Genomic DNA, 26439 nt, shown 5'->3' on the forward strand with positions numbered 1-26439 from the left:
TCACTGGTCGAATGACTCTGCGCCGAAAATGTACCGGGGCTAAACGTATCACCGAAGCTGTGGATTGACATCTTAGATGTCAGTGGTAGGAGAGCGTTCTAAGGGCGTTGAAGCTAGACCGTAAGGACTGGTGGAGCGCTTAGAAGTGAGAATGCCGGTATGAGTAGCGAAAGATGAGTGAGAATCTCATCCACCGAATGCCTAAGGTTTCCTGAGGAAGGCTCGTCCGCTCAGGGTTAGTCGGGACCTAAGCCGAGGCCGAAAGGCGTAGGCGATGGACAACAGGTTGATATTCCTGTACCACCTCTTTATCGTTTGAGCAATGGGGGGACGCAGGAGGATAGGGTAAGCGCGCTGTTGGATATGCGCGTCTAAGCAGTTAGGCTGAGAAGTAGGCAAATCCGCTTCTCGCGAAGGCTGAGCTGTGACAGCGAGGGAAATTTAGTACCGAAGTTCCTGATTCCACACTGCCAAGAAAAGCCTCTAGCGAGATAAAAGGTGCCCGTACCGCAAACCGACACAGGTAGGCGAGGAGAGAATCCTAAGGTGAGCGAGAGAACTCTCGTTAAGGAACTCGGCAAAATGACCCCGTAACTTCGGGAGAAGGGGTGCTTTTTGAGGTGAATAGCCTCGAAGAGCCGCAGTGAATAGGCCCAGGCGACTGTTTAGCAAAAACACAGGTCTCTGCGAAGCCGCAAGGCGAAGTATAGGGGCTGACGCCTGCCCGGTGCTGGAAGGTTAAGAGGAGGGGTTAGCTCACGCGAAGCTCTGAATCGAAGCCCCAGTAAACGGCGGCCGTAACTATAACGGTCCTAAGGTAGCGAAATTCCTTGTCGGGTAAGTTCCGACCCGCACGAAAGGCGTAACGATCTGGGCACTGTCTCAACGAGAGACTCGGTGAAATTATAGTACCTGTGAAGATGCAGGTTACCCGCGACAGGACGGAAAGACCCCGTGGAGCTTTACTGTAGCCTGATATTGAATTTTGGTACAGCTTGTACAGGATAGGTAGGAGCCTGAGAAGCCGGAGCGCTAGCTTCGGTGGAGGCGTCGGTGGGATACTACCCTGGCTGTATTGAAATTCTAACCCGCACCCCTGATCGGGGTGGGAGACAGTGTCAGGTGGGCAGTTTGACTGGGGCGGTCGCCTCCTAAAGAGTAACGGAGGCGCCCAAAGGTTCCCTCAGAATGGTTGGAAATCATTCGCAGAGTGTAAAGGCACAAGGGAGCTTGACTGCGAGACCTACAAGTCGAGCAGGGACGAAAGTCGGGCTTAGTGATCCGGTGGTTCCGCATGGAAGGGCCATCGCTCAACGGATAAAAGCTACCCCGGGGATAACAGGCTTATCTCCCCCAAGAGTCCACATCGACGGGGAGGTTTGGCACCTCGATGTCGGCTCATCGCATCCTGGGGCTGTAGTCGGTCCCAAGGGTTGGGCTGTTCGCCCATTAAAGCGGTACGCGAGCTGGGTTCAGAACGTCGTGAGACAGTTCGGTCCCTATCCGTCGTGGGCGCAGGAAATTTGAGAGGAGCTGTCCTTAGTACGAGAGGACCGGGATGGACGCACCGCTGGTGTACCAGTTGTTCTGCCAAGGGCATCGCTGGGTAGCTATGTGCGGACGGGATAAGTGCTGAAAGCATCTAAGCATGAAGCCCCCCTCAAGATGAGATTTCCCATAGCGCAAGCTAGTAAGAACCCTGAAAGATGATCAGGTTGATAGGTCAGAGGTGGAAGCGTGGTAACATGTGGAGCTGACTGATACTAATCGTTCGAGGACTTAACCAATTTTATAAGGCATACTCGTTTTTACAAACTCCTTCTGCATTATCTAGTTTTGAGGGAATGATTCCTCTAAAAAAATAGTCTGGCAGTAATGGCGAGAAGGTCACACCCGTTCCCATACCGAACACGGAAGTTAAGCTTCTCAGCGCCGATGGTAGTTGGGACACGCGTCCCTGTGAGAGTAGGACGTTGCCAGGCAAATTAAAGACAACCTGAAAAGGTTGTTTTTTTTATTTTTCAACGTATATGTATGGTGTTCACTGTAGTTATTAATATAACTGAGCATTAGTTTACTCCATTGTCCTATGTAGATCTAAAGGCCGCTTTTTGTTTTCGATAAAATACAATTTCCATTATATGTCCGAAAGTTCCTGTCAACAATCCTATTACAAGTCCATTAAAGACAGGGAAATCTAGAAATCTAATGACCGTAAAATGTCTGACTATAATCAATCACATGATGGGTTGAATTAATATCTCCCATAAAGGAATCAATGAGAGAAATATTTAGGTTTGAATTCAAATTCACTATAAATTCCAAGCCAATCAACACAGCGCCAACAATATAATCTTTATTGTAAAATGGTCCGAAGCCTGGTAAAACACACGACCATAACATAGCAGCAAATGGAGATTTATATTGTCGACTTTGTCTCATGGTGCCATTTCCCCCCAAAAGAGTATGTTACTATAATTTCTACATAGTAAGTCTAATCTCCTTTATTTGTCCATTTTTTGGTAAAAAGGTCATATACCACTATTATAAATTAGGTAGGAATGACCATGGGGACGGTTTGTGTAGTCGACTGGGAATCCCATCTGGCTGATGATTGGAATCAACTGTTCCACTTTCTCTCCTCCTTCTATAATTAATAAAAAGAGGCCGGATTCATCATGAATCCAGCCTCTCTCCCTTATTAGGCAATTACGTAATCTGTCACATTTCGGTCGATGACTCTTGCTCCTTTTGCAGCTACAAACTTGCCACTGGCCGTTGTGAAAACTTCAGATGCAATAATCTGCGCCATCGATAATTTTACCACTTCTTCATCGATCGGCTCTTTAGGGTTATCGACGGAAAGATTTGCCGTCTTTCCAAACTCTGTGGTAAATTGCAATTCTAATGTTTTTGCCATTTCTTTCAATTCCACTCCCTTTATTATTTCGTTAGACTATTAACCTAGAATCGCGGAGCTGTCATTTCGCTCCACTTTGTTTAGCGGGTCATTGCATAGAGCAGCTACTGCTAGTGCCGCTTGCGATAGTTGATCTGCGGTAGCAGCCTTTGTGACATTGCTAAACGTTTTTGCTTTGAGGATGGGGTTTCCTTCGTCATCCATGCCCGCATCAAACACGATGCGAAGTTTCGTAACCTCTAATAATGCTTGTGCCATTGTCTCTCACCACCTTTCACCTTCTATATATAGAAAAATCGGCAAAAAGGACAGGGTAGGGAGAAGAAGATTTTAATTGGTGGTCGAAGATTAATAGTTTTTAGTTGAAAAATGCCCTGGTGGGGATAGCATCCCCCAGGGCATTTTAAAACGCACATTTATCAGCGAATCTATTTTTCGCATACAAAACTGGCAATATTCTCAGATGTAGGTCGGTAAAAGTATAAGTTGCACGAAAATTAATGTGAGACCATGGGGACGGTTCTCTTAGTCAAGCCGCATTTGAGTTTGCGATATCAATGATGATGAGAGCAGAAAGCATCAACAATAGACAGAAAATTTTGTAACATTTTGTAGGAATATATTGATTTTTTTAAATATTTATTCTAATATAATGTGTATTAAATTTATTAAAATAGTCGGAATTAATTTATAGGGGGAATTGTTTTGGAAGTCATCGAGAAAATCAGCAGCTTTGCTGGGAAAACATTTACGTTATGGGTATTGATATTTGCGGTTATTGCTTATCTTAATCCTGGAAACTTTGTGTGGCTGGGAGGCTATATTGTTCCTCTACTAGGAATTGTTATGTTTGGAATGGGCCTGACACTCGAGCTATCGGATTTTAAAGAAGTATTTAGAAGACCGAAAGAAGTGGCGCTTGGGGTCATCGGTCACTTTATTATTATGCCGTTACTTGCCTTTTTATTGGCGGTCGGACTCCATTTACCTGAAGAAGTTGCTGTAGGTGTCATTTTAGTAGGATGCTGTCCAAGCGGAACTGCTTCCAATGTTATGGTGTTTCTAGCAAGAGGAAATGTGGCACTTGCCGTTGCAATTGCCTCAGTTTCTACGATTCTTGCACCAATTGTTACACCATTGCTTATTCTTCTGTTTGCGAGCAAATGGGTTGATGTCAGTGTTGCTTCCTTATTCTTTTCGATTGTACAAGTTGTCATTGTTCCATTAGCAGCTGGCTTTATCATTAAAAAGTTCTTTGGCAAACAGGCAAAAGCCGGTGCAAAAGCATTGCCACTTGTTTCCGTTATTGCGATTGTGTTAATTGTATCTGCTGTCGTAGCAGGCAGTGCGACCAAAATTGCTGAATCGGGTCTACTTATTTTTGGTGTAGTAATCCTTCATAATCTGCTTGGATTCTTCCTAGGCTTTTTCTTTGCCCGTTTATGCGGGATGGACCTTGCAAAACAAAAGGCTGTAGCAATGGAAGTTGGTATGCAGAATTCGGGCTTGGGAGTCGCTATCGCTACCGCTCATTTCTCGCCTTTAGCGGCAGTACCAAGTGCCATTTTCAGTGTCTGGCATAATCTATCTGGCTCCGTTCTCGCTAATATTTTCAGCCGGATGAAAGAAAAGGATCAAAATGATCAAAGTAGTAAACAAGCAGTCTGATCCTGAAGACCATTCGCCTAAATTTAATAAAATAGAAGAGAAAAACCACATTTTAAGATTTTAAAAGGTGGTTTTTCTATGCTTGGGGAAAGGGGACAATGTCCCTGTTCCTATTTTACTGTAATCATCCGCTTCACTACTGTCGTGTTTTGGGATTTATCAGTAACAGTATACGTTATTGTATAGGAACCTTTTTTCTTTGTATTAACCGTTCCTGTAACTTTTATCTGACTGGTTAAACTGCCATCTAAATTGTCTTTTGCAGTTACCCCTGTTTTCGGATTGAAGGAAGATTTGTAACGAATGGTTATATTTTTAGCCCCAGAAATGACTGGTTTTGTACTATCAATCGTGATTTTTCTCGTAACAGTGGTAACGTTCTTTGAATTATCAGTGACCGTGTACTTTAATGTATAAGTACCCTTTTTCTTTGTATTAACGGTGCCGCTGACTGTTATTTTACTAGTCAAATTACCGTCAATATTATCGCTCGCCGTTACACTTGCTCTTGGATTAAATGAAGAATTTAGTCTAATTGTTTTGTTGGTGGCACCTAAAATGACAGGTTTCACATTATCATAAACAGTTATTCTTCTTTTAACTGTAGTCACATTCATAGACCTGTCAGCTACATTGTAAATTAAATCGTACGTGCCTAATTTCGTCGTATTAACCATACCCGTCACATGAATAGCACTTGTGATATCACCATCTACATTATCTAATGCTTTCACACCTGTTAAAGCATTAAAAGTGGATTTGATCGGAATAGATTTGCTTGTGGCACCTGTAATGACAGGTTTCACCGTATCCTTTATTATATAAGCTGAAGAAACATATCCTCTCATCTTATGGTCTTCGGTTAAAACAGGGTACCAAACAAATTGATTTGTAGAGTCATAAGTAAATTCTCCGTCAATGATCAATGCTGTATTTTTAGGTAAGGTTTTGAGAATTGAAGTACCTGGTGCTTCTCGCAATTTAACACTGTCCGCCGTCGTTACCACACGGTTTCCAACTTTAAAAAAATAAGCGGAGTTGTGTACTTGATCAGTTAGTGTGTATTCCAACCTATTAAACTTAATGCTTTCAGTGCTATCACGATCATATTGAAAATCAGATGTGCTAAATGGGTATTGTGCTAGTTTTGTATCATCTAAATAACTTTGAGCTTCTAATTTAGCAAAAACTTGTTCTTGATAAGCATCCTTATTTCTTTCACCGGTCTCTTGTTTAAGCGGACTGTTCACAGGTTTTGTCCCGTTGTATGCCAAAATAGGGAAATACCAATTTTCAATCACCTGGCGTCCTGCCCCTTTGATTTTCGGCAAATCCGTTCGTGTATACATACTGCTAAGGACTCTTACACCGGCCTCGATATTATAGACGATATCGTTTTTCAACTTCTCCTCGTAGTATTCATCTTGATTGGTAAGCTGCATGAGACCGATACCACCATCTGGAGAAACAACAGGCTTTCCAGCATCATCAAATTGCTCCCAGTTCCCATTTTCCTGTGTAGCCACGGCTTTTACTACTTCGGGAGGTATGTCCGCTTCTACTGCTGCATTCGTAAGTAAGCAGAACATAGTGACTAGTAATTTTGAATGGACGCCGCTGTCAAGATTTGTTATTTTTAGAAAGATGACCTCGGAATATAGAATATGAAGAAAACAGAACAGTATGAGGGTTTGCTGTTTTCTTTTTTAAAGGAAGTGTATCTGATGACTTCAGGTTATAAACCCGCCGTGCATTTTAATCATGTCAATTATTCACTTGATGGAATCCATATTTTAAAAAATATTACGGGATCTTTCCCCGAAGGTTGTATTACCACTTTAGTGGGGCCTTCAGGAGCAGGAAAAACGACTTTGCTCAAATTATGTAATGGGTTGCTATCACCTGGTGCGGGAGAAATTCATATCAAAGGTAACATTATCTGCAGCTATGAACCCGTGGAATTACGCAGGCTTGTGGGGATTGCACTTCAAAGTGCGCCAATGATTAATGGCAGTGTTCTAAAAAATCTTGCCTTACCCTTAGCATTGCAAGGGAAACAACTAGCTGAAAAAGATGCAAAAAATTTATTGCATGATGTGGGGTTAGAGGAGGAATGTTTGCTTCGACCTATCAAGGATTTATCAGGAGGACAACGTCAAAAAGTATCGATAGCAAGGACACTTGTTAACCATCCACAGATATTATTGCTTGATGAAATCACTTCTTCACTTGATCGTGTATCACAGCTGGAAATCGAAGAACTCATTGTAAAAATTAATCAAAAATACGGGACAACTATCATCTGGATTACCCATAATTTACAGCAGGCAATGACGATTGGACACTACACTTGGGTCATGATGAATGGTGAAGTGATTGAAACAGGAAAAAGCAGCTTACTGCGCGCTCCTGTTAATGAGAAAGTGCAACTTTTTGTAAAGGGGGATATGGAATGAGTTATCTCCACTTAACTATTGCCCTTATTTTCGTTTTCCTTCCAATTATTTTATCCAAAACGCTTAACTTGGGACTTGAAAAAGATACCATCATAGCTGTGATACGTTCCATCATTCAATTATTGGCGGTTGGGTATATTTTGAAGTTTGTATTTGATTCCGAACATATGATGTATATTTTCCTGATGGTGACAATCATGATTGCCGCGGCGACACAAAGTGCCCGGAAAAAAGGCGTTTCTATAAAAGGGATCACATGGAAATTGATCGTCACATTATTAGTAATTGAAGTGCTGACACAAAGTATTTTATTAGGATTCAAGATCACACCTGCCACGGCCCAATACATTATCCCAATTAGCGGAATGGTCATCGGAAATTCGATGGTGCTCGCTATTCTCTTCCTCAACAGATTCACTGCAGAAGTAGAGGCGCATCAAGATGAGGCGGAACTCATCCTGTCACTCGGCGGAACACCTAAACAAGCCATACACACACAGCTCATCACTTCTATAAAAGCAAGCATGATTCCGACCATTGAGAGCCAGAAAACAATCGGCCTCGTCCAGTTGCCGGGAATGATGAGTGGCCAAATCATCGCAGGAGCCAACCCAATGCAAGCAGTCCAATTTCAATTGCTCATTCTCTTTCTCTTGTTAACAACCGCTGCAGTCACAAGCGCCATGCTCGGATATTTATCATACCCAAGCCTTTTCAACCAGCGCATGCAGTTACTAAGGGGGAAATAGTGCAAAAGGTGTCAGGCACCACGAAAAGACATTTGTCCATTTGTGGTGCCTGACACCAATAACTATATATTCCTCTTATTTTTGGTACTTATCTAACTTAGAGGTTACGGTGCTGGGCTTTCTCTCCTGAGGTTTGGCTTTTAGGGTTGATGCCCAAGCTATTTTTGATTCATATTTCTGGGTATGTTCCTTTTTGACTAGGTTCTGTAACCGATCTTTGTTTTTTTCTAGGGATTCCTCAAGGGCATGCATACGCCGTGAAGGAAAGGCGAGTCCCGCCAAAATAGTCGTTACCGTTGGATCTGATTCCGAGAAGTAGGTCCCTTCGAATAATTCGAGTGGTTCTCCAATTCGTTCAAAAATGGATGGAACATTAATTAGTTTAGCCATTTTTTCTGGGCCTTCGTAGATTAACCCCGAGCGGATTACACCGGTTGACTCCACCGGACAGAATACGGAGGTAGCCCAAGATTGTTGTATTTTACTAGTAACATCTGAGGTTGTTTTTGCATCGGTAATTTGAGCAGAAGATATAATCGTTACTCCTCTTGTTCCCAAAATATTCATCAGATCAGTTTCGTCAAAGTTTCCGTAAAACGAGCTCTTTTTCGTTACTTGCAACACACTCTTAATGGCTTCCATGACTTGCTGATTAGAAGAAAGGTAGATTTGATGTTTACTGGATTGTGGGTTTAACTTTCTCATTTGATCATTATCAACTAGGAAAACCGATGAAAGCGAGTTTATCTTGGAAAGCTCTTCAATACACTCTGTAGCATTGATGCGGTTACCTGTTAATACATTTCGATCAGGAACAATTGCAATGGCACCTATGTTAACGCCGGACAGATGTTCCAATAACAGATCGATCAATAACGGGCTCATCCCTGATCCAGTACCACCATCGGTTGAGAAGGCCACTAATAAAAGTTTAATTTTCTTAAAGGAATTCTTTACAAAGTCGACAATCTCTCGGTAGTTATCGTTAACCGCTTTTAAACCGATGGATCGATCCTGCCCAGCACCATTGTAACCAGGAACAAAATACTTCCTTTCCACTTTTGTGTTCACTATGCCATCGCGTTTGTTCGTATTGATAAGTGCGGTTTGAAACCCCATTGATGAAGCAACTTCCGCTAAATTACCGCCTGCTTGCCCGACTCCTAAAATCCCAATTGATTCCATCAGATCGCCTCCTTCATTACTAAAATGATACTCATGTTTTTCGAAAATAGACTTTTTCATTTAAAAAATGCCTAAAAATAGTAGTTGAAAAATGAATAAACCAACTGTGACTTAACAATCGCTACATATTAAAAATGGTGTCAGGCACCATGAAAGGACATTTGTCCATCTGTGGTGCCTGACACCAAGAACCATTCGCTGGCGAGGTGTAATTTTACACTAAATTAAAGCGGCTAAGGTGTTGAAAAGTAGTAAATAGCAGTAATCTTTACGAAAACATCCTAACAGAACATGTAAAACGATCTTGCTAGGTTAAAATAACCACTTAAATCTCGAGGAAGAAACATTAGATGAACCTATAAAGTACAACTACATTAAATAATGGGGTAAGAATGCTTTGGTTCGGAATTGACGACCGGACGCACATATTTATTATTCTCGTATTCTACTCCCGTATTAAATTCTTTACTTTTTCTCTAGCACCACTGCGCCAACCTTTCACGGCTGATAAGGATACCTTTTCTAGTTCGGCAATTTCCTTGACCGATAGGCGATCACGGATGGTATACAGGAGCCATTTCTTTTGATTCGGTGTCAGTGTTTCGCAGTAGGATAATAGAATTTCCTCCTGTAATGGGTCATCCGAATAGGGATCTGCTGCCAGGTCCCAGAATTGCTCATCAGGGTGAACATTTCGTTCTTGGTCTTGGTGTAATTTTTTCAATTCCATCAGAAGATAGCCTTTGATATAGGTGTAGGCATAGTTGGTGAAGCTCCCTTTTTGGGGGTCAAAGCGCTGGCTAGCTTCCCAAAGGGCGATGAGACTGTGCTGATAGAATTCCTCATGGTGTTTGTAAAGGTGGAGCGAGTGCATGATTTTATGGAGCATGGGCTTGTACTGGTCGACTAACTGTTCAAAGCTTTCCAAGGGAAAGTCCTTTCAGAAAGCGCGCTTTTCATGTATTCCCGGGTACCTCTACCATAGCGGGAATGCTCGATCGTATCGAACGGACAATATTCACTTTTGGAAGGGATTTTGGGCTAATTGAGGTGATTTTTACTAGCAAATTTGATTTTTGGAGGCGTTTTATGGAGTTCCAATCGATTTTGGGGTGAATTACGGATGCTTACTACATAATTTACGAAACTTACAACATTTGCTGGATAATTATTGGAAATTGGTTAAAAAAAGAAAGCTCAGTCCGAACCAACCCTAACTTCAGGCAACCAAATTACAAAAAGACAAAAAAAATTTCACGCAGATACAAAATGTGACAAAGTTCACACTTTATATCTAGTAGAATAGTAGTAAAATTTGAGAATTGATACTATAATTTATATTTATGATGCAAAACCAAAAGCTTCAAGTCGAAAGACGTCGAAAGCTCGATTGTTAGGTATGCGGGGGGAATTTTAATGGAAAATGCAGTGAATGAATCAGTGGAAGAAGTTGGAGAACGGCGGGCGAAATCTTTTAAATGGTATACGAACTGGAAGTTTATTACAACGGGTATAATCATTATTATAGCGCTCATATTTGGGGCAATCAGCTATTATCAGGCAAACCATTTTAATGCAAATATCAAGATTAATGGCGTAAATGTCAATGGACTGACTGCTGATGAGGCACTTAACAAATTAAACACAGCTGTTTTAAAAAACGTCGTCTATGTCGGGCAACAACAAATTTTTGATGGACAAGATACGAAGATGGGTTTTACAGATAAGGATCTAGCAGGTGTTGAAAAATTATTAAACAGCCAGCGAACGTATTTTCCTTCTTCAAAGGCAAAAGAATTTTCATTAATGCCTAGCCAACCCGATCAGTATCGCAGCCAAGAGATGAAGAAACAAGTGGAAGAAAAGCTACTTTCAATGAATAAGAGTTTAACAGCGCCTAAAGATGCGAAGGCCAGTTTGGAACAAGGTAAAGTTGTCGTCTCGAAAAGTAATGATGGACAGCAGCTTGATTTTGCCAGTCTATTAAAGGACTACGAAAAGCAGGAATATACGAGTGAAATCCGTTTGAACCCTGTATACATCCAGCCAATCAAAGAAGACAGTCCGATTGTAAAAAATGAACAGAAAAGGCTAGAAGAACTCCTTCTGCAAACCGTTGATTATAAGGTACAGGATAAAGTTTTTTCGTTAAAAGGCAGCGAATTAATAAAAAATGCATCGGTGACAAAAGACTTGAAGGTCACGATTGACCCAAGTGATATTAACGAGAAAATTGCTGAAATTAATAGTTCTCAATCCACATTAGATAAAGATTTCACATTTAAGACCCATTCAGGAGCAGTCAAAACCGTAAAAGGAAAAGGCTATGGCTGGGCATTAGATGTGGAAAAAGAAACAACACAGATTAAGAAAGCTTTTGAAAAAGGCGAGAAATCGATCGCTGCTACTAATATTATCGGACATGGCTGGAGTGGTGAAGGCTATGGTTATGAAACGACATCAAACAATGGCATCGGTGATACATATGCTGAAGTTTCGATTGCACAACAGCGGATTTGGATTTACAAAAATGGTAAATTAGTCGTCACATCGAATGTTGTGACCGGGAAACACAGCACCGGTAATGATACATCAAAAGGAGTGTGGTATATTCTTTATAAACGAACACCTTCGATACTAACGGGCAGAGAACTCGGAGGAAAACCAGGTTATTCAGTAAAAGTTGATTATTGGGCTCCTTTTACGAATGATGGACAAGGATTCCACGATGCCGGCTTTCGGTCCAACTGGTCAAGTAATGCCTATCTTAATGCAGGATCACATGGCTGCGTCAACACACCGCCAGATGTTATGAAAACCGTATATAATAATCTCAGCACATACGAGCCAGTGGTCATATACTAAACAATCGATAAAATCAGGATATCGCAAATGATTTCCTGATTTTTTATGTGGAGTTTCTACTTTTATGCTTCATCAAGTAAAAGACAAAAAGCGATCATCCATCCTGTCTGCCTATTTAGAAATCCAAATCTAAATATATTTTTCAAAACTGAGGTACTATAGAGATAGGTTCAAAATTCATAAATAAGCGAGGCAGAAAAAAGATGGAGTTAAATAAAGATTGTATGTATTGCATGAAGGATGAAAGACGAGACAATCTTATGATTGAAATATGTGAGTTGGAGGTTTCAACAGTTTTTCTTTTTAAAGAACAGACGTATACTGGCAGATGTAATGTAGTTTATAAGGATCATGTTAAAGAACTATTTCAGCTCAGTAATGATGAATTAGCGGCTTTTATGAACGATGTAAAAAGGGTAGCTGCAGCGGTCGATCAGGCTTTCCAGCCAAACAAGATTAATTATGGAGCGTATGGTGATACATTACATCATCTACATATGCACATTGTGCCTAAGTATGAAGGAAAAGAAAATTGGGGGTCCACTTTCGAGATGAACCCAGGAAAAACATACTTAACAGAAGAAGAATATCAGAAAATGATCGAGACGATAAAAGGAGCTCTGTAACATCTATTGAAATTGTTTTTTCAAATTTGATGTGTTTTAAGGTGATTCAGGCTTGGTTCCGAAAAAAACTTCCGGGCCGTAAGGGGGAGAGGTGTGAGTATAGCGCACTCCTCTTTTGTGTGCCTTAAAAAGGTGGCTTAAGGATAACAAAAAAATGGGATCATCCCGCTTTGTTTCTTACTGATTAATACTTATTCCCCACGTGATAGATATCCGAAACTACGAAATTATCGTTACCAATCAGCTTATTACATAATAACGGGCACTTACGACATAATTATAGAAACTTACAAGGATGTCGGATTGAGGTCCTAATTGACTCCCTATAATAGTTGGGTGATTATAACGTTTTTTAGTCCCACCAAAAATACCAAACCGAAGAATTGATAAGAGTTCCTGCTAGGGAATTTACTGTTCCAATCCCTTGCCAGACTATATCACTACAATATCCAAATTGTTCCCAAGCGAGTAATTCTGATTCTTCTTGTGTCTTAGGAGGGTTTTCAACAAATAATTCCCATACATCTGTGGATACTAAAGCGGGAGTAGCTCCATATTTTTCGTACCAGTATTTGAATACTGCAACTTGCTCCTCTGGCATAGGACAATCATTAAACCCGCCCATTGGAACCCAAGCAGCTACTTCCCAAGGCTTATCCGTTGGAATCTTTGCGATAATTATTTTCTTATTTATTACATCTTCAATGGATAGAAAATGGTCCATCTGTCCCTCTAAAGAAAACTCACCAGTGATATCATCGTCTTCCTCCATGGGCATGACCTCATCTAGCAGTCTCTTTAATAATTCTTTTACATCCATATCCTTCGCTTTGGCTACGATTGATTCTCGATCATCGTTCAAGTATTCTTTATCCGCATTGGTATCAACGATTTCTAACATCATCTCTGAAGGGATAATGATAAGTGGTGTATATCCTTCTCTTTTTCCCTCTATGAGAGCTTGATGATACCTCGTCATAACCCTTTTAACATCGTCCTCTTCAATAATCGAGCAGTCACAATCCAATTTAGTAATTATTTCATCAATATAATCAATATTTTCTTTTTTTTCTTGAATTTATCAAATATTCCCACGTTCTTCATCTCCTACAGGCTTTGTTATTGGATAAAGATGATCATATTAATAAATTCAATAAAATTTATTTATTTCCTCTTAGAAATTAATCAACCTAAAAAGGTGATACAGAAATTTGTATCACCTTTAATTATGGCTTCTTTAAAACCGCTCTATTTATGATAAGGTTCCCCCGTAACAAGGCTATCGCAAAATTTTTATCCAAGTTATTTTAGCTCCTTAAAATTGGAACGCTATATGAATAAATCAAATACTAGTATCATATGTTTTTTCCGTGTTGCTTAATAGATTTCCGAAGAATTATCCCGTGGTTAGCAAAATGGGAAGCCGCAAGCAATATCGTTCCTGTCGTAGGAATCAATTTTGAACCATGCAACCTTGTTCTTTCCTCTCCATATCATTCTTTTCTTCTCAAGTAAATGTTTCTCAGGTTACTAGATCTTAGGGGGGATTCACATTGGAAAAAACCTATTTACTTCTCATTTCAATTATCATTTTTCTGGGATTTTTCTTTTTATCCTCCAATACCGATAAAGCGTTCGCACATTCCGGAAGCTACGGCTTTGCTAAAATCGCGGCGGACGGAGATACGGTAAAAATTACCCTCCTGATTGATTCATTATCCATCGCCGAATTCCCGGGTGTGGATGCCAATCATGACGAGATAATCGATCAAGATGAATTGAAAAACGCCTACGACGAGGTAGTTCGTCCCTACATTGAAAAAGGCTTGGCAGTAAAAAATAACGGCCGCGTTTTGTCTATGACCCATGAACTTCAATCGGTCCCCCAACTGTCGATGATTCAGATCGATTTATTTTTTAAGGATTCTTCCAAAATCGGGACAGTGTCAATCTTTTATAATTTGTTTTTTGACCGGTCAGAAAACAAACATACGAATGTCGCCACATTTAAAACGGTAGACGGAAAATCGTTCGAATATATATTTTCTAAAGATAAAAAGGAGTGGACAGGAACGTTCGGTGAAGCCCCGGGATTTTTTGACACGGCTTTTCAATTTATACGGCTTGGAATCGAACATATATTAACTGGGTACGACCATATGTTGTTTTTGCTGGCCCTTCTTTTGGTAAAAATGAAGTTTCGAAGTATAGCGGCCGTCGTCACCTCCTTTACTTTTGCACACAGCATCACACTCATTCTAGCAGCTTTGGACGTCGTGTCCCTGCCTTCCCGGATTGTAGAAGCGACGATCGCTCTCACCATCGTTTACGTGGCGCTGGAAAATCTTTGGTTACGGGATTTTCAGCACCGCTGGGCGTTAACGTTTGCCTTTGGATTGATACACGGATTTGGTTTTGCCGGAGTGCTGCAGGAAATCGGGTTGCCTAAAAACCACGAACTCACTGCGCTGTTTACCTTCAACCTTGGAGTTGAATTGGGTCAATTGCTCATCTTGGTCTGTCTCTACCCTCTGATTCGAAAAGTGGAAAATTTCCGCTGGTGGCCAAGAGCTGTACAAACCGGTTCCGTCCTGGTGGGATTTGCCGGATTGTATTGGTTTGTGACGCGTGTTTTTACCTGAAATTTTTCCACTTATAAATTAACTTAAAATTTATGGTAATGTTATCTAAATTTAACAATTTCTCCTTATCCTAAAGTAGTAATCCACTAAAGGATTGGGAGGGGAGAACTGAGTGAGGGCAACTTTGAATTGGGACGCAGTGAAAAAAGCAATTCCTGCTATTGTTCTTATGACCACAATATCTGCGGGTTTTGTTTTGGCCAACGGAAATTCTGAATCTCCAGGCATACCCAAAAACACCGAGAATGATAAGAACCGTTTCATTCAAGTACAATTACTCGGCCTTAACGATTTGCATGGACAATTGGACAGGACCCGAAAATTTAACGGAAGGTATATGGGCAAAGTCGAATATCTAGCAGCCTATTTGAAGCAAAGGAAAGGGGAGAACAAAAACACTCTTTTGGTCCATGCAGGTGACATGGTGGGTGGCAGCGCACCCGTATCTTCGCTTTTGCAAGAGGAACCTACGATTGAAGTGTTGAACAAAATAGGCTTTCATTTGGGAACGTTAGGGAATCATGAATTCGATCGGGGTGTGAAAGAAATGATGCGCCTGATCCACGGTGGAACCAACCCGAAGGACGGATACTTTGAAGGTGCTCAATTCCCTTATGTATGTGCCAACGTTATTGACGAAAAGACGGGTAAACCAATTCTCCCTCCCTATGAAATTAAAAAGTTTAATGGCATACCGATCGGATTTATTGGAGTTGTATTGAGCGATACGCCCAAGATTGTGAATGCGAGTTTATTAGTGGACGTAAAATTCACAGATGAAGTTAAAGCCATTAATAAAGCAGTGGCAGAACTCAAAAAACGAGGCGTTAAAGCTATCGTCGTTCTTGCACACAATGGTGGCAGTCAGTCCGCCCTGACTGGTGCTGCTGCCGGAGACATCATTGATATCGCCAAAAAGGTGGACGATGAAGTAGACGTGATGTTTGGCGGTCATACTCACACGTATCTTAACGCCAAAGTGGACGGAAAGCTGCTTGTTGAAGCTTATTCTTACGGAACAGCTTTCTCCGACGTCGACTTGGAGCTTGATCCGGCAACTAAAGAGATTGTGACCAAAAAAGCTGAAATTGTAAACGTCTATCAGGACGCCATCAAACCGGACGAGGAAATTAAGAAAATGATGAAAAAGTACGAGGCCAAGGTCGCTCCCATTGTAAGTAAAGTCGTTGGAACGGCTGCAAATGACATTACCGGCATTAGGAACAAAAACGGTGAATCCGCTTTAGGAAATCTGATTGCCGATTCCCAACGAAAAGCCATGAACTCTGACTTTGCTTTTATGAACCCTGCTGGAATCCGGGCCGATATCCAAGCTGGGGAGGTCAATTGGGGAGAGCTGTTCACCATTCTACCGTTTAAAAATAATCTAGTTAAAGTGACTTTGACCGGCGACCAAATTCGCCGAGTCTTGAATCAGCAATGGCAGCCGAAGGGAATCGTGCGTATGCTGCAAATTTCCGGACTGAAATACACCTGGAGCGGACCTAAAGGTACGAAAAGAAAGGTCCTTGATATCTTCCGTGCTGACGGGACCCCTATTAACCCTGATTCCAAATATACAGTTACGGTTACCAGCTACCTGGCTAATGGCGGGGACGATTTCACCGTTTTCCTTGAAGGGACCGACAAAGTGGACGGTCCGGTTGACATCGATGTCTTTGAAAATTATGTGAAGCAGCTGAAGCAGCCATTTACTTCTTTGATCGAAGGACGGGTCACGAAAATTAATTAACCCCATGTTAGGAGACCAGCTTGCTTTCTCAACCGCTAGAAGCAGAAAATGAAATTCCCTGGAAGGGATTTATGTTAAACGACAAAAATATGATTCTATTACAATTGCACCGTTCAGATTTATGGGGAGCGGTGTTTTTTATTTGTGATCGCGACGGTTAAACTGGACTAATTTTGTTAGGGAATTTACAAACTCTTTAGAAACTTTTTGAGAGTTCTTAATCCTTGCCATTTGTTTATTTGCTAAAATTGAAATGTTCAAACAAAAGGTGAAAAGGTGGCCAAGAAATGTCCAAGATTTTATTTAGAAGAATTTCCTTACTGATTTTTGCAGCAGCATTAACGTTTAATTTTGTCCCAGACGTTAATCACAAGGTTAGTGCAGTATCCTATGATTCTCAAACAGTATCCTTCGGTCCAGGTCAAGCGGTAAACCTGGTGGACGCACTTATTACGGAGGTTAACAAGGCAACTTCTACGATTGACGGAGCATTTTATGAAATCCGTTATCAGCCATTTGTTGACGCGCTTATTCAAGCGAAGAACCGCGGAGTAGCGATTCGCATTGTAACCGATTCAGATTACATTTCCAACACCTTTACACAGCAACTCATCAACGCGGGCATTTCTGTAAAGGGAGACAACCGATCGGCTTTAATGCATAACAAATATGCCATTATTGATGGAAAGGAAGTTTGGATGGGTTCAACTAATGTTACCGATACCTGCAATGCAAATAACTATAATAATACAATCCTATGGAATTCTTCTTCTCTTGCATCAATCTATAAAACTGATTTTGAAGAAATGTTTGTATATAACCAATTTACAAAAACTGCTTCTCCTTCCACCATAAGCTCGCAAAAGGTGACCGTTTCAACCTCAACTGCAAATATACCTGTGGAAGTTTATTTCGCTCCTGAAGACAATCCGATTACTTCTATTATCGATGTCATAAATAACGCTAAATATAATGTTTACTTCGATTACTTCTCTTTTACAGATGATAACGTAAGAACAGCATTGATCAATGCGAAAAACCGCGGGGTAAATGTTGAAGGAATATTTGACAGCAGCCAATATGGGAGCAACGGTCCATACGGGGAACTTGCGTACCTGGCAGAGGCTGGAATCCCAGTCAGTATTGCAGATAATCCGTATGATGGAAAATTGCACGATAAAGTTCTGATTGCTGACAAAGGCTATACAATCGCTGTTGTGGTAACAGGTTCTTTTAACGCAAGTGCAAATGCAAATGACACCAACAGTGAAAACCTAATGGTCATCCATGATAAAGCAACTGCTGACAAATATTATAATGAGTTTTTAAGAATAAGAGGTTCCTATGGAAGGGGCAGCGTTTCGATCGATAAGAGCACTGTTACGGCGGGGACAAATCAAACGATTAATGTGACTCTTCGTGCTCCGTCTACTTACCCGATTCAAAAGGTAGAGATTATGGCTCCTCCTAAGTGGCCAGATCCAACTGGGGCTACTGTTACAGCTACAAAGAGTGATGGGACAAACCTTTCAAGCCAGTTAAAGTTTTCTGGAAATTATGTGTACATTGACACGGCTGGCCTTGCGGGGAACCAAAGTATCACCTTTACTTTTTCTGGTTGGCTGTCTCCTTCCATTATTGGAGATTATACCTGGTATGCGCAAACCATAACAAACTCAGCAACCGATCCATATGATTACTTACCAGTAAACTACCAAGCTGCCACTCTAAGTGTGCAGTAAAGGTAGGCGAGGGTGACAATAAGGGTGACAATTACCCTTATTTATTATTACATAAAATTTCATGAAAATTAATTATCATTGGCTGTACCTAAAACCCAAACTTTACAGTATACATTCTATTATGTTTGCGGAGTATGGAACAATAGGGGGGAATTATCCTGACGAGTTTAGAAATTGGTGGAGGGTTATAAAGGATGTACATTTTAAAAAAAGGGACACCTAATGACTTCGGTCCGGGTGTCTCTTTGCTTTGATTCTGTCCCCAACAAAAAAGGGCCAGTCCCCAACACATAACTTAGTGTGGGACTGACTTTAGAGACTTGTATAACAATTTCAACTAAGCTTTACTATACGTTAATTCTCTCAACCCGAGGACATCTGATACAGACTGGGGATTGCGCCCATACAGTTCCCTGGCTTTAAAAGCATGTACATCATCATATATAGTTTTCATTCGGTCATACACCCATTCTTCCGTTCTATGTACTGGTGACCAGCAAAAAATGTCCATTTTATTCAACTCATTTGTGACCATATGGATTCTTTCATAACGAATGGTATCCCTCTTAAAGAAACCATTTTTTTCATAAAAGTGTATTCTTTTTTCCGAGTCGGGATCTATAAGAGTAACTGGTTCAACCTCTAGTATAATCGCTTTCCCCTTTCGTTTTAGCTGATCAAGGATCGTACTGCCTCTCCCATTTCCACGGTTGTTTCGGGACACTAGTATATAGTCTATGAAGATATAATCAGACTTTTCGAAGTAGACTAGTACATGTTCTTGGCTTTCCTCTAATTGATAGATTCCTTGTTTTTCTTGAAAAAGGATTTCAAAGTGCTTTTTGGATTTCATTTCTTTTTCTGGAAAATAATCTGTCAATCTACTATACCAGTCTCTCATCACATTACCCCTTAGCAACGAATTTTTGATTATGACAACATCTATACTGATGTCTCCCCTATTTTAGTAAATCAATGTAAATTATTTATTAAGATAGTTTGGAATATTTGTATGGTTTTTGTAAATCCGAAAATTATAATAATTAATTTTGCTAAAATAGGGCTGTTATGATCTTTTAAATATTTCAAATAGGGAGAGTTATGCAGATGAAAGAGAACAAGGATAAAATAACGGCATTACTGGGCTGGAGCCTGCACGCAATTGAAGCGATTGACAAAATGAATCGACCGTATGTGGTTGTTGGTCCCCCTGAATTTGAAGGTTTTGCTGCCACCCATGGAATCCAGTTTGTCCCATGGATATTCGACCATTTAGAGGAGCGGTCGAATGAACTCTACGAAAATTTAAAGGATCTTAATACAAAAATTGCTGTACCAATCTACGAGGAAACTGTTGAATGGGCTGGCGCCATGAATGCAAGGCTCCAGAATAACCCACGCATTTTCCATAAATCTCTGCTCCTCCGAGACAAAGGGTTGATGAAGCGTAAAGCACAAATGGCAGGCATCCGTGTGGGAGTATTTGCGGAAGCCCAAAACAAGGATGATATCTATCGCTTCTTACATAGAGTAAATGAGGCATTAATCAAGCTGGATGGTGATCCGAATGACCCCATCCATGTGAAGCCATTTAATAAAGCAGGTACAGTCGGTCATTACATGATTCGGGATCGACATGAGATTGAGCAAATTTCTGATTCTGAATTTCCACTTCTTATGGAAAGCCATCTGGATGGTCAGGAATTCTCCTGTGAGGCCTTTATCCATGACGGCAAGGTGAGGTTCCTAAATATTACCGAGTACGTAAAGCTTGGTCACTCTAACTTCGTTCCTGCTTCCCCTTCCCTTGAAGAATGGCGGCCGCAGATCAAGGAAGCGATTGAGAAGCTTGTGGACGCCTTCGAAATCAAATATGGCCTCATACACCCTGAATATTTCATTGCTCCGGATGGGACATTGAATTTCGGTGAGGTGGCTGCTCGTGTTCCTGGTGGACATATTTTTGAGTTGATCGAAAAGGCATACGGCTTCAGCGCGTTTCAGGCCCAGGTGCTGTGCAGCGACCCCGATACAACAGAAGAAGAACTTGAGGCCTTTTTCCCTGAGGAAGTGGTAGCTGCAATGGGATATGCTGGCAGCCTTATGGTATATCCAAACGTAAAAATCATTGAAAAACTGAATATACCTGTGGAACTCAAAAACCATCCTTATTTTGAAAGACATGATATGTTCATTCCTGTCACATCCAAAGTGGCAGAACGGGTGGGCTTTGGGAACCATTACGGGACGATTTTCTTCTCTGGGAATGACAGCGAAGTAATGAGGACACTCATGAAAAAATATGAAAAATATGATTTTTACCTTTAAGGAGGGAAGAGAAGGATGAGTAACCTAACAGAAGTCTTAAAAAATAGATTTGAAACGGCACTAGACAGGCTTGAAGAGGCTAAGCCATTCGCGAAAAGCATGTACCAGACTGACGTCTTTCAACTGGCAATTGAACTTGCTCGTTCAGATGACGGAATGGCCATTCTCTATGGAAATGCCCCTAGGTTTGACAAAGCTGGTGTTTTCCATGGCGGCCCATGGGAGGACCCGGCGAAAATGCAGCCTCCGCTTGTCGGGGGTTCATTAAAGCTTAAAGATGTTCATTCCATTATTGAATTGTTAAGTGAAATGAGAATGCTTGCCATTGCCAAAGGAGATTACATACATGAAAGCTTAAGCCAGGAAAAGGCAAGAGCATTTTTAAATGAAATCCTGGCTCTTAATCTCGACCTTTTGTTCCCTCCGGAAATCGAGGAAAACCGGCTTCGATTAGAAGATCATATGATTCGGGCACAGCGCTTGTTCCACTACCTGGGTCAAGAGCTTTCCTTTAGGGCGATCGCTGATAAAATTGTTCAGGAGATAGACCGTCTGACAGTACAGCGCCCGATTATGCCCCGGCGGATTTTAGACATTATCAGCATGTCTGAACCACTAATTGAAAGTGGAATGGATGAAAAAACTTCGGAAGCTTTAAAAAAATACAAACGTGCTGCCACTGCACCTACACCTCTAAGCAAGGATGCCTCCAATCAAAGGGAATACAGGCTCAGTTTAGAGGATGCCTATGCTGATGAGCTTGAGGCTGAGGCTAAGATTTTTGCAGGAGCGTTAAAAGATACGGGGCTTGTTTCACCCTATAATGCCGTGCTCCTACGGTTCCTTAACCGGAAGTATCCTGACTTGATTCCAGCTGCCCTTGATTTATCGGAAACAGGGACTGCGAGCTTTAATGCCAATAGAGAACTGATTCATGACATGATTCAGCTGTCTATTTTTCCTGAAACACGGCAAGCCATTTACGGCCTTGCAAGAATGCTTGACCGCGGAGCTCTGACACAGGATCACCTGCTGCCTGCCATTCGCCGCCTGTTTGAACTCCCGATCCATTCTGAGGTCAAGCAAATCCTTTCAAAGCCTGAATATGAACAGTGCGGGATTAGCCTAAACGGTGTGCTCGTTGCTGGAGTAATTAGTGTTCTCGGACAACCTCTTGGTGTGGGCCAGGGTCTCAATCCAACCTGCCAGTCAGCGAGAGCCATATCTCTCTGGTCCCAGCATGGAATCAGCCAGCTTCTCGAATACATTGCCCGTGCCGCCCGTGATAATGATATTGACATGACATTTGAAGGGGTGACAATCCACTCAAGCCTCCTAGCGGGGGGAGTTGCTGGAGAGATCCACCAAGATTTGGATCCTGTATCGATTGTTCTTGTACCCCACCTCGATAAAATTTATAACGAAATGATGAAACGGACGCTCCTTCGCGGAGAGGACGGTCACAAGTGGGTGAACCCAGAATTTTACGGTGAGTGGATACCGAAGGGCTTTATTAATGTAATCGATCCATTCTCACTGAAAGTCGCCAATTATTCCACTTTCGTCAGGCTGTTCTATGCGACCCACCATCCGGATTATAATGAAGGGTACGAATTAATTTTTCCAAACCCGGTTGGCATTTTCACGACAAACGCACACGGGACGCTGCTCGGACTTCACGCCGTATCGATACAAAGGATTAAAAAAGATCAGAGCGGGGATTACCGGATTTATTTTTACAATCCGAACAACGACAGCGGCCAGAATTGGGGTCAAGGAATAGAGCCGAGCGTTTCAGGTTTCGGTGAACTTGAAGGTGAATCATCCCTGCCGTTTCACGAGTTTTTATCAAGGATGTACGCCTTTCACTATAACCCATACGAACAAGGAGACATCTATATGGTTGAAGACAGCCTTGTTAAAGAAGTGGAAGCACTGGCAAAAGACAGCTGGGGGAAAAATTATGTGTGGCATGATCATATAAATCCAATATTACTTTAAATGATTAATTTTACCTTGAAAAAGAGATCTAGTAATAAATATACAAGTTGTGTCGAGGAGGATCGTAATGAAAGTATCTATCATTGGTACTACTGGATATGGCGGTGGTGAACTTTTTCGCCTATTACATCATCATCCTGTCTTTAGCATACAATCTGTGCATACGACTAGGGATGAGATTCCATTATATGAAGAGTTTCCACATCTGAATGGAATTACAAGCTTAAAACTTGAGCATATCGATGCTAGAGAAATAGCGAAGCATTCAGATATCGTTTTTATAGCCGCCCCATCAGGGGTATCTAGTAAGCTTGTTCCAGCCTTCTTTGGGACAGGTATTCAAATTATCGACTTATCTGGTGACCTGCGGCTTACCGATGGAGAAATGTATAGGAAATGGTATAAGCACGAACCAGTTGAAAGCAGTTTATTGGATAAAGCTGTTTATGGGTTGAGTGAATGGAATAAAGAAAAAATTATCGATGCTAAATTAATCGCTAATCCTGGCTGTTACCCTACAGCCACGTTATTGGGTCTTGCACCAGTGGTAAAAGAGGGACTGATTGACCCGGATATGATCATTGATGCAAAATCTGGTGTTTCCGGAGCTGGAAGATCTGTATCTAAAAGCTTGCAATTCTCTGAAATGAATGAAAATTTCAGAATATATAAGGTAAACGAACATCAGCATATTCCTGAAATCGAGCAGCAATTGAACCTTTGGAATGCAGGAGTTTCATCTATTACTTTCAATACACATTTGCTGCCGATTACAAGAGGGATGATGGCTACCATATATGTAAAGCTTACAGAAAATATCAATACTGATAGACTCATTGAATTATATAATGAACAGTATTTGAGGAGTCCATTTGTAAGAATCAGGAAGATAGGTAATTTTCCTTCTGTAAAGGAAGTATCAGGATCAAACTATTGTGATATTGGTTTACATGTTGACGAGAGAACAGGAAGGTTAACGATTGTTTCTGTCATCGATAATCTCATGAAAGGTGCTGCCGGTCAGGCGGTTCAAAATGCCAATTTGATGAATGGATTAGATGAGAAAACGGGATTAGAATTTATTCCCTTGTACCCTTAAGGAGGATTTGGAATGCAAACATTGTTAATGGATAAATTAGTTGAAATTGAAAATGGGAATATTTTATCGCCACAAGGGTTTCGGGCAGCAGGGGTCAATGCAGGCCTCCGATATGCTAAAAAGGACTTAGGGGTCATTATTAGTGAAATCCCGGCTTCAGCTGCAGCAGTTTATACCACAAACCAATTCCAAGCGGCTCCTTTACTAGTAACTCGAGAAAGCATTGCGAGTGAAGGGCTCTTACAGGCTGTTGTTGTAAACAGTGCTTGTGCCAATGCTTGTACAGGAGTAAGAGGACACAAGGATGCATTAAAAATGCGCTCCTTAACATCTGAAAAATTCAATATTAAGGAAACTTATGTGGCTGTCGCATCGACAGGTGTCATTGGTAAGTATTTAGATATGGATAAAATCACAAACGGCATTCAATCATTATCACCAGGCAAATTAAACAGTGATGCAGTTGATTTTCAAACTGCAATTCTGACGACCGATATTGTGATGAAAAGATGCGGATACTCAAGCGTAATCGACAGCAAAACCATTACGATTGGGGGAGCGGCAAAAGGGTCTGGCATGATTCATCCGAACATGGCTACCATGCTTGGTTTCTTAACAACGGATGCAGCCATCTCTTCTGAAAATTTATCGGCAGCCTTAAAAAGGGTAACCAATAATACTTTTAATCAAATTACCGTGGATGGAGATACCTCTACAAACGATATGGTGCTCGTTATGGCAAATGGGCTGGCAAAGAATAATCCGTTAACTCCAGAACATCCAGAATGGGAAACATTTGTTGAGCTTTTAACAAAGGCTTGTGAAAATTTAGCAAAGCAAATTGCTATGGATGGAGAGGGAGCTACGAAGTTAGTTGAAGTCGAGGTACTAGGAGCAAAGGATCATGAGGATGCAAGATTCATTGCCAAACAAATTGTTGGTTCAAATTTAGTGAAAACCGCCATATTTGGTGCCGATGCCAACTGGGGACGAATCATCGGCGCGATCGGGCAGACAAAAGCCGCGATTAACCCTTATACAGTCGATATTGCCATCGGCCCCATTAAAATGCTGGAAAATAGTGTACCATGTGTGTTTTCAGAGGACGAAGCACGCAATTATTTAAATCAGCCATTGATTAAGATTTTAGTTAATCTGCATGTGGGTAAAGGAGACGGTAGGGCATGGGGCTGTGACCTATCTTATGACTATGTCAAAATTAATGCCAGCTATCGTACGTAAGGATTGGAGAAAAAAAGGATGAAATATATTGTTATCAAATGCGGCGGCAGTGTTTTAGACGAGTTAACATCCTCTTTTTTTACAAGTCTTTCCGAACTGGAAAAGCAAGGTTTTAAACTGGTCTTTGTCCATGGCGGCGGACCAGATATTAATGGCATGCTCGAATTATTTAATGTGAAACCACAATTTGTAAATGGACTTCGTAAAACAGATGAGCAAACACTAAAAATTGCTGAAATGATTCTATCGGGCCAGACGAACAGAAAGCTTGTGGCGATGCTTCAGCAGCACCAATTCCCCGCTATCGGAATCAATGGAAGCGATGGCGATTGTTTACAAGCTGATTTCATAAGTCGTGAAAAACTTGGCTTTGTTGGGAAAATCAGCAAGGTGAATACAGAATACTTACAACTTGCCGTTAATGGGAACTACATTCCTGTCATTACCCCGATAGGGATTACTGAAAATGGCGAAAAACTTAATATTAATGCAGATTATGCGGCAGCAGAGGTAGCTAAGGCCCTTGATGCAGAACAATGCCTATTTGTAACCAATGTGGATGGAGTTTTCATTGAGGGCTCGCTCGCTAGTGACCTTTCAAAACAAGAGGTAAATACCTATATTGCAAATGGTGAAATTAGCGGCGGGATGATTCCGAAAGTTCAATCCGCGCTTACGGTTGTGGAAACAGGTGTTGAAAGCGTCATGATTGTTTCTGGTAAAAAGCCATTTTTTGAAAAAGGCAAATGGCATGGTACAAGATTTTATGATAAGGAGCCGATCACAAATTGAGTCACTTAAAGGACCTGAAATATAATTTCATGGTCCTTTTTTATTTTAGCTTGGTTAAATAACAATATTCAATTTTAAATTTTAGTGGAGAGGTATTTTCTTGAGCCACCCTACCTCATGCACTTAAAGTCTGTATCCGCAAAATGAAAAAGAAATTATTATTTGAAATATCCACTTTTTTGTGTTAAATTTATCAAATAATAATTTGAATTGAGTGAATATTCATAAAAATTATTAGACGATCGCATCCCTCCAATTTGAGTCTCTTCAGTTCAGATGGTAAGTTGAAGAACGAATTTACCATCTGAATCACCATCACTATCTCGATTTATAATGAAGCATTTGTAATTTTTTCTTCTAATAAGTAATTC

Annotated in this window: 22 protein-coding genes and 2 rRNA genes (1 of these 24 cut by a window edge); 16 read left to right on the top strand and 8 right to left on the bottom strand. The window is 41.1% G+C overall.

Annotated features, from left to right (window positions below):
* Both QF028_RS30485 and rrf read left to right on the top strand, forming a co-directional pair.
* Positions 1–1787: ribosomal RNA gene (locus QF028_RS30485) — 23S ribosomal RNA — on the top strand; it begins 1148 nt to the left of the window's first position.
* Positions 1788–1865: 78 nt separating this feature from the next.
* A 5S ribosomal RNA gene (gene rrf, locus QF028_RS30490) occupies positions 1866–1982 on the top strand.
* A gap of 223 nt (positions 1983–2205) precedes the next feature.
* Here the strand turns inward: rrf and QF028_RS30495 are convergent.
* The 3 genes from QF028_RS30495 to QF028_RS30505 all read right to left on the bottom strand — a co-directional run bounded on the left by QF028_RS30495 (position 2206) and on the right by QF028_RS30505 (position 3178).
* Entirely contained in the window at positions 2206–2442 is a 237-nt protein-coding gene (locus QF028_RS30495; RefSeq protein WP_429471302.1) for a hypothetical protein, read from the bottom strand.
* Between the two features lie 259 nt (positions 2443–2701).
* The gene (locus QF028_RS30500) at positions 2702–2920 is read right to left on the bottom strand and encodes a DUF2922 domain-containing protein (RefSeq protein WP_429471304.1); all 219 of its coding nucleotides are present in this window, start codon (positions 2918–2920) and stop codon (positions 2702–2704) included.
* A 39-nt stretch (positions 2921–2959) separates the two neighbouring features.
* A complete protein-coding gene (locus QF028_RS30505) occupies positions 2960–3178 on the bottom strand; it encodes a DUF1659 domain-containing protein (RefSeq protein WP_429471306.1) in 219 nt (72 codons plus the stop codon).
* Between the two features lie 447 nt (positions 3179–3625).
* Here QF028_RS30505 and QF028_RS30510 point away from each other — a divergent pair, with 447 nt between their 5' ends.
* On the top strand, positions 3626–4588 hold the full coding sequence (locus QF028_RS30510; RefSeq protein ID WP_429471308.1) for a bile acid:sodium symporter family protein: 963 nt from the start codon (positions 3626–3628) through the stop codon (positions 4586–4588).
* 110 nt (positions 4589–4698) lie between these two features.
* Here QF028_RS30510 and QF028_RS30515 read toward each other — a convergent pair whose 3' ends face one another.
* Entirely contained in the window at positions 4699–6177 is a 1479-nt protein-coding gene (locus QF028_RS30515) for an immunoglobulin-like domain-containing protein (protein ID WP_429471310.1), read from the bottom strand.
* A gap of 135 nt (positions 6178–6312) precedes the next feature.
* Between QF028_RS30515 and QF028_RS30520 the strand changes: the two genes are divergently transcribed.
* Positions 6313–7044: a phosphate ABC transporter ATP-binding protein gene (locus QF028_RS30520; protein WP_429472620.1), complete on the top strand. Its 732-nt coding sequence runs from the start codon at positions 6313–6315 to the stop codon at positions 7042–7044.
* Positions 7041–7793, top strand: a complete 753-nt coding sequence (locus QF028_RS30525) for an ABC transporter permease (protein ID WP_429471312.1) — start codon at positions 7041–7043, stop codon at positions 7791–7793. Before QF028_RS30520 ends, QF028_RS30525 begins: the two co-directional genes overlap by 4 nt.
* Positions 7794–7868: 75 nt before the next feature.
* Here the strand turns inward: QF028_RS30525 and QF028_RS30530 are convergent, their stop codons facing one another.
* Together QF028_RS30530 and QF028_RS30535 are read right to left on the bottom strand one after the other, a co-directional pair.
* Entirely contained in the window at positions 7869–8978 is a 1110-nt protein-coding gene (locus tag QF028_RS30530) for a tubulin-like doman-containing protein (protein ID WP_215003815.1), read from the bottom strand.
* A 445-nt stretch (positions 8979–9423) separates the two neighbouring features.
* On the bottom strand, positions 9424–9906 hold the full coding sequence (locus QF028_RS30535) for a sigma-70 family RNA polymerase sigma factor (RefSeq protein WP_429471314.1): 483 nt from the start codon (positions 9904–9906) through the stop codon (positions 9424–9426).
* Between the two features lie 488 nt (positions 9907–10394).
* Here QF028_RS30535 and QF028_RS30540 point away from each other — a divergent pair, with 488 nt between their 5' ends.
* Together QF028_RS30540 and QF028_RS30545 are read left to right on the top strand one after the other, a co-directional pair.
* Positions 10395–11843, top strand: coding sequence for a L,D-transpeptidase family protein (locus tag QF028_RS30540; RefSeq protein ID WP_429471316.1), 1449 nt, complete (start codon positions 10395–10397; stop codon positions 11841–11843).
* Positions 11844–12046: 203 nt separating this feature from the next.
* Entirely contained in the window at positions 12047–12469 is a 423-nt protein-coding gene (locus QF028_RS30545; RefSeq protein WP_429471318.1) for an HIT family protein, read from the top strand.
* Positions 12470–12821: 352 nt separating this feature from the next.
* Here the strand turns inward: QF028_RS30545 and QF028_RS30550 are convergent, their stop codons facing one another.
* Positions 12822–13448 (bottom strand): DUF4253 domain-containing protein, encoded by a 627-nt coding sequence (locus QF028_RS30550; RefSeq protein ID WP_429471319.1) that lies wholly within the window; start codon positions 13446–13448, stop codon positions 12822–12824.
* A 574-nt stretch (positions 13449–14022) separates the two neighbouring features.
* Here QF028_RS30550 and QF028_RS30555 point away from each other — a divergent pair.
* The 4 genes from QF028_RS30555 to QF028_RS30570 all read left to right on the top strand — a co-directional run bounded on the left by QF028_RS30555 (position 14023) and on the right by QF028_RS30570 (position 18606).
* A complete protein-coding gene (locus QF028_RS30555) occupies positions 14023–15111 on the top strand; it encodes a HupE/UreJ family protein (protein ID WP_429471321.1) in 1089 nt (362 codons plus the stop codon).
* Between the two features lie 169 nt (positions 15112–15280).
* A complete protein-coding gene (locus tag QF028_RS30560) occupies positions 15281–16864 on the top strand; it encodes a bifunctional metallophosphatase/5'-nucleotidase (protein ID WP_429472622.1) in 1584 nt (527 codons plus the stop codon).
* A 20-nt stretch (positions 16865–16884) separates the two neighbouring features.
* Positions 16885–17025, top strand: a complete 141-nt coding sequence (locus tag QF028_RS30565; protein ID WP_429471323.1) for a hypothetical protein — start codon at positions 16885–16887, stop codon at positions 17023–17025.
* A 126-nt stretch (positions 17026–17151) separates the two neighbouring features.
* Positions 17152–18606, top strand: coding sequence for a phospholipase D-like domain-containing protein (locus QF028_RS30570; RefSeq protein ID WP_429471325.1), 1455 nt, complete (start codon positions 17152–17154; stop codon positions 18604–18606).
* A 337-nt stretch (positions 18607–18943) separates the two neighbouring features.
* Here QF028_RS30570 and QF028_RS30575 read toward each other — a convergent pair whose 3' ends face one another.
* Entirely contained in the window at positions 18944–19507 is a 564-nt protein-coding gene (locus QF028_RS30575) for a GNAT family N-acetyltransferase (RefSeq protein WP_215013713.1), read from the bottom strand.
* 206 nt (positions 19508–19713) lie between these two features.
* Between QF028_RS30575 and QF028_RS30580 the strand changes: the two genes are divergently transcribed.
* From QF028_RS30580 to argB, 5 genes are all read left to right on the top strand, one after another.
* Positions 19714–20934, top strand: coding sequence for an ATP-grasp domain-containing protein (locus QF028_RS30580; RefSeq protein WP_429471328.1), 1221 nt, complete (start codon positions 19714–19716; stop codon positions 20932–20934).
* Positions 20935–20949: 15 nt separating this feature from the next.
* On the top strand, positions 20950–22935 hold the full coding sequence (locus QF028_RS30585) for a hypothetical protein (protein WP_429471330.1): 1986 nt from the start codon (positions 20950–20952) through the stop codon (positions 22933–22935).
* 67 nt (positions 22936–23002) lie between these two features.
* Positions 23003–24034, top strand: coding sequence for an N-acetyl-gamma-glutamyl-phosphate reductase (gene argC, locus QF028_RS30590; protein WP_429471332.1), 1032 nt, complete (start codon positions 23003–23005; stop codon positions 24032–24034).
* Between the two features lie 12 nt (positions 24035–24046).
* On the top strand, positions 24047–25276 hold the full coding sequence (gene argJ / locus QF028_RS30595; RefSeq protein ID WP_429471334.1) for a bifunctional ornithine acetyltransferase/N-acetylglutamate synthase: 1230 nt from the start codon (positions 24047–24049) through the stop codon (positions 25274–25276).
* A gap of 18 nt (positions 25277–25294) precedes the next feature.
* Positions 25295–26068 carry an acetylglutamate kinase gene (argB, locus tag QF028_RS30600; RefSeq protein WP_215013729.1) on the top strand — a complete coding sequence of 258 codons (774 nt, stop codon included), beginning with the start codon at positions 25295–25297 and terminating at the stop codon, positions 26066–26068.
* Positions 26069–26439: the final 371 nt, after the last annotated feature.

Origin of the sequence: Neobacillus sp. B4I6, from assembly GCF_050434045.1 — a bacterium.
In the GTDB taxonomy this organism is placed as follows: Bacteria; Bacillota; Bacilli; order Bacillales; family Cytobacillaceae; genus Neobacillus.

What these genes read in the sequence shown, in the direction of transcription:
- QF028_RS30495 (WP_429471302.1), bottom strand. Translation starts at nt 2,442, where the DNA reads ATGAGACAAAGTCGACAATATAAATCTCCATTTGCTGCTATGTTATGG.
- QF028_RS30500 (WP_429471304.1), bottom strand. Translation starts at nt 2,920, where the DNA reads ATGGCAAAAACATTAGAATTGCAATTTACCACAGAGTTTGGAAAGACG.
- QF028_RS30505 (WP_429471306.1), bottom strand. Translation starts at nt 3,178, where the DNA reads ATGGCACAAGCATTATTAGAGGTTACGAAACTTCGCATCGTGTTTGAT.
- QF028_RS30515 (WP_429471310.1), bottom strand. Translation starts at nt 6,177, where the DNA reads ATGTTCTGCTTACTTACGAATGCAGCAGTAGAAGCGGACATACCTCCC.
- QF028_RS30520 (WP_429472620.1), top strand. Translation starts at nt 6,313, where the DNA reads ATGACTTCAGGTTATAAACCCGCCGTGCATTTTAATCATGTCAATTAT.
- QF028_RS30525 (WP_429471312.1), top strand. Translation starts at nt 7,041, where the DNA reads ATGAGTTATCTCCACTTAACTATTGCCCTTATTTTCGTTTTCCTTCCA.
- QF028_RS30530 (WP_215003815.1), bottom strand. Translation starts at nt 8,978, where the DNA reads ATGGAATCAATTGGGATTTTAGGAGTCGGGCAAGCAGGCGGTAATTTA.
- QF028_RS30540 (WP_429471316.1), top strand. Translation starts at nt 10,395, where the DNA reads ATGGAAAATGCAGTGAATGAATCAGTGGAAGAAGTTGGAGAACGGCGG.
- QF028_RS30545 (WP_429471318.1), top strand. Translation starts at nt 12,047, where the DNA reads ATGGAGTTAAATAAAGATTGTATGTATTGCATGAAGGATGAAAGACGA.
- QF028_RS30550 (WP_429471319.1), bottom strand. Translation starts at nt 13,448, where the DNA reads ATGACGAGGTATCATCAAGCTCTCATAGAGGGAAAAAGAGAAGGATAT.
- QF028_RS30560 (WP_429472622.1), top strand. Translation starts at nt 15,281, where the DNA reads ATGACCACAATATCTGCGGGTTTTGTTTTGGCCAACGGAAATTCTGAA.
- QF028_RS30570 (WP_429471325.1), top strand. Translation starts at nt 17,152, where the DNA reads ATGTCCAAGATTTTATTTAGAAGAATTTCCTTACTGATTTTTGCAGCA.
- QF028_RS30575 (WP_215013713.1), bottom strand. Translation starts at nt 19,507, where the DNA reads ATGAGAGACTGGTATAGTAGATTGACAGATTATTTTCCAGAAAAAGAA.
- QF028_RS30580 (WP_429471328.1), top strand. Translation starts at nt 19,714, where the DNA reads ATGAAAGAGAACAAGGATAAAATAACGGCATTACTGGGCTGGAGCCTG.
- QF028_RS30585 (WP_429471330.1), top strand. Translation starts at nt 20,950, where the DNA reads ATGAGTAACCTAACAGAAGTCTTAAAAAATAGATTTGAAACGGCACTA.
- argC (WP_429471332.1), top strand. Translation starts at nt 23,003, where the DNA reads ATGAAAGTATCTATCATTGGTACTACTGGATATGGCGGTGGTGAACTT.
- argJ (WP_429471334.1), top strand. Translation starts at nt 24,047, where the DNA reads ATGCAAACATTGTTAATGGATAAATTAGTTGAAATTGAAAATGGGAAT.
- argB (WP_215013729.1), top strand. Translation starts at nt 25,295, where the DNA reads ATGAAATATATTGTTATCAAATGCGGCGGCAGTGTTTTAGACGAGTTA.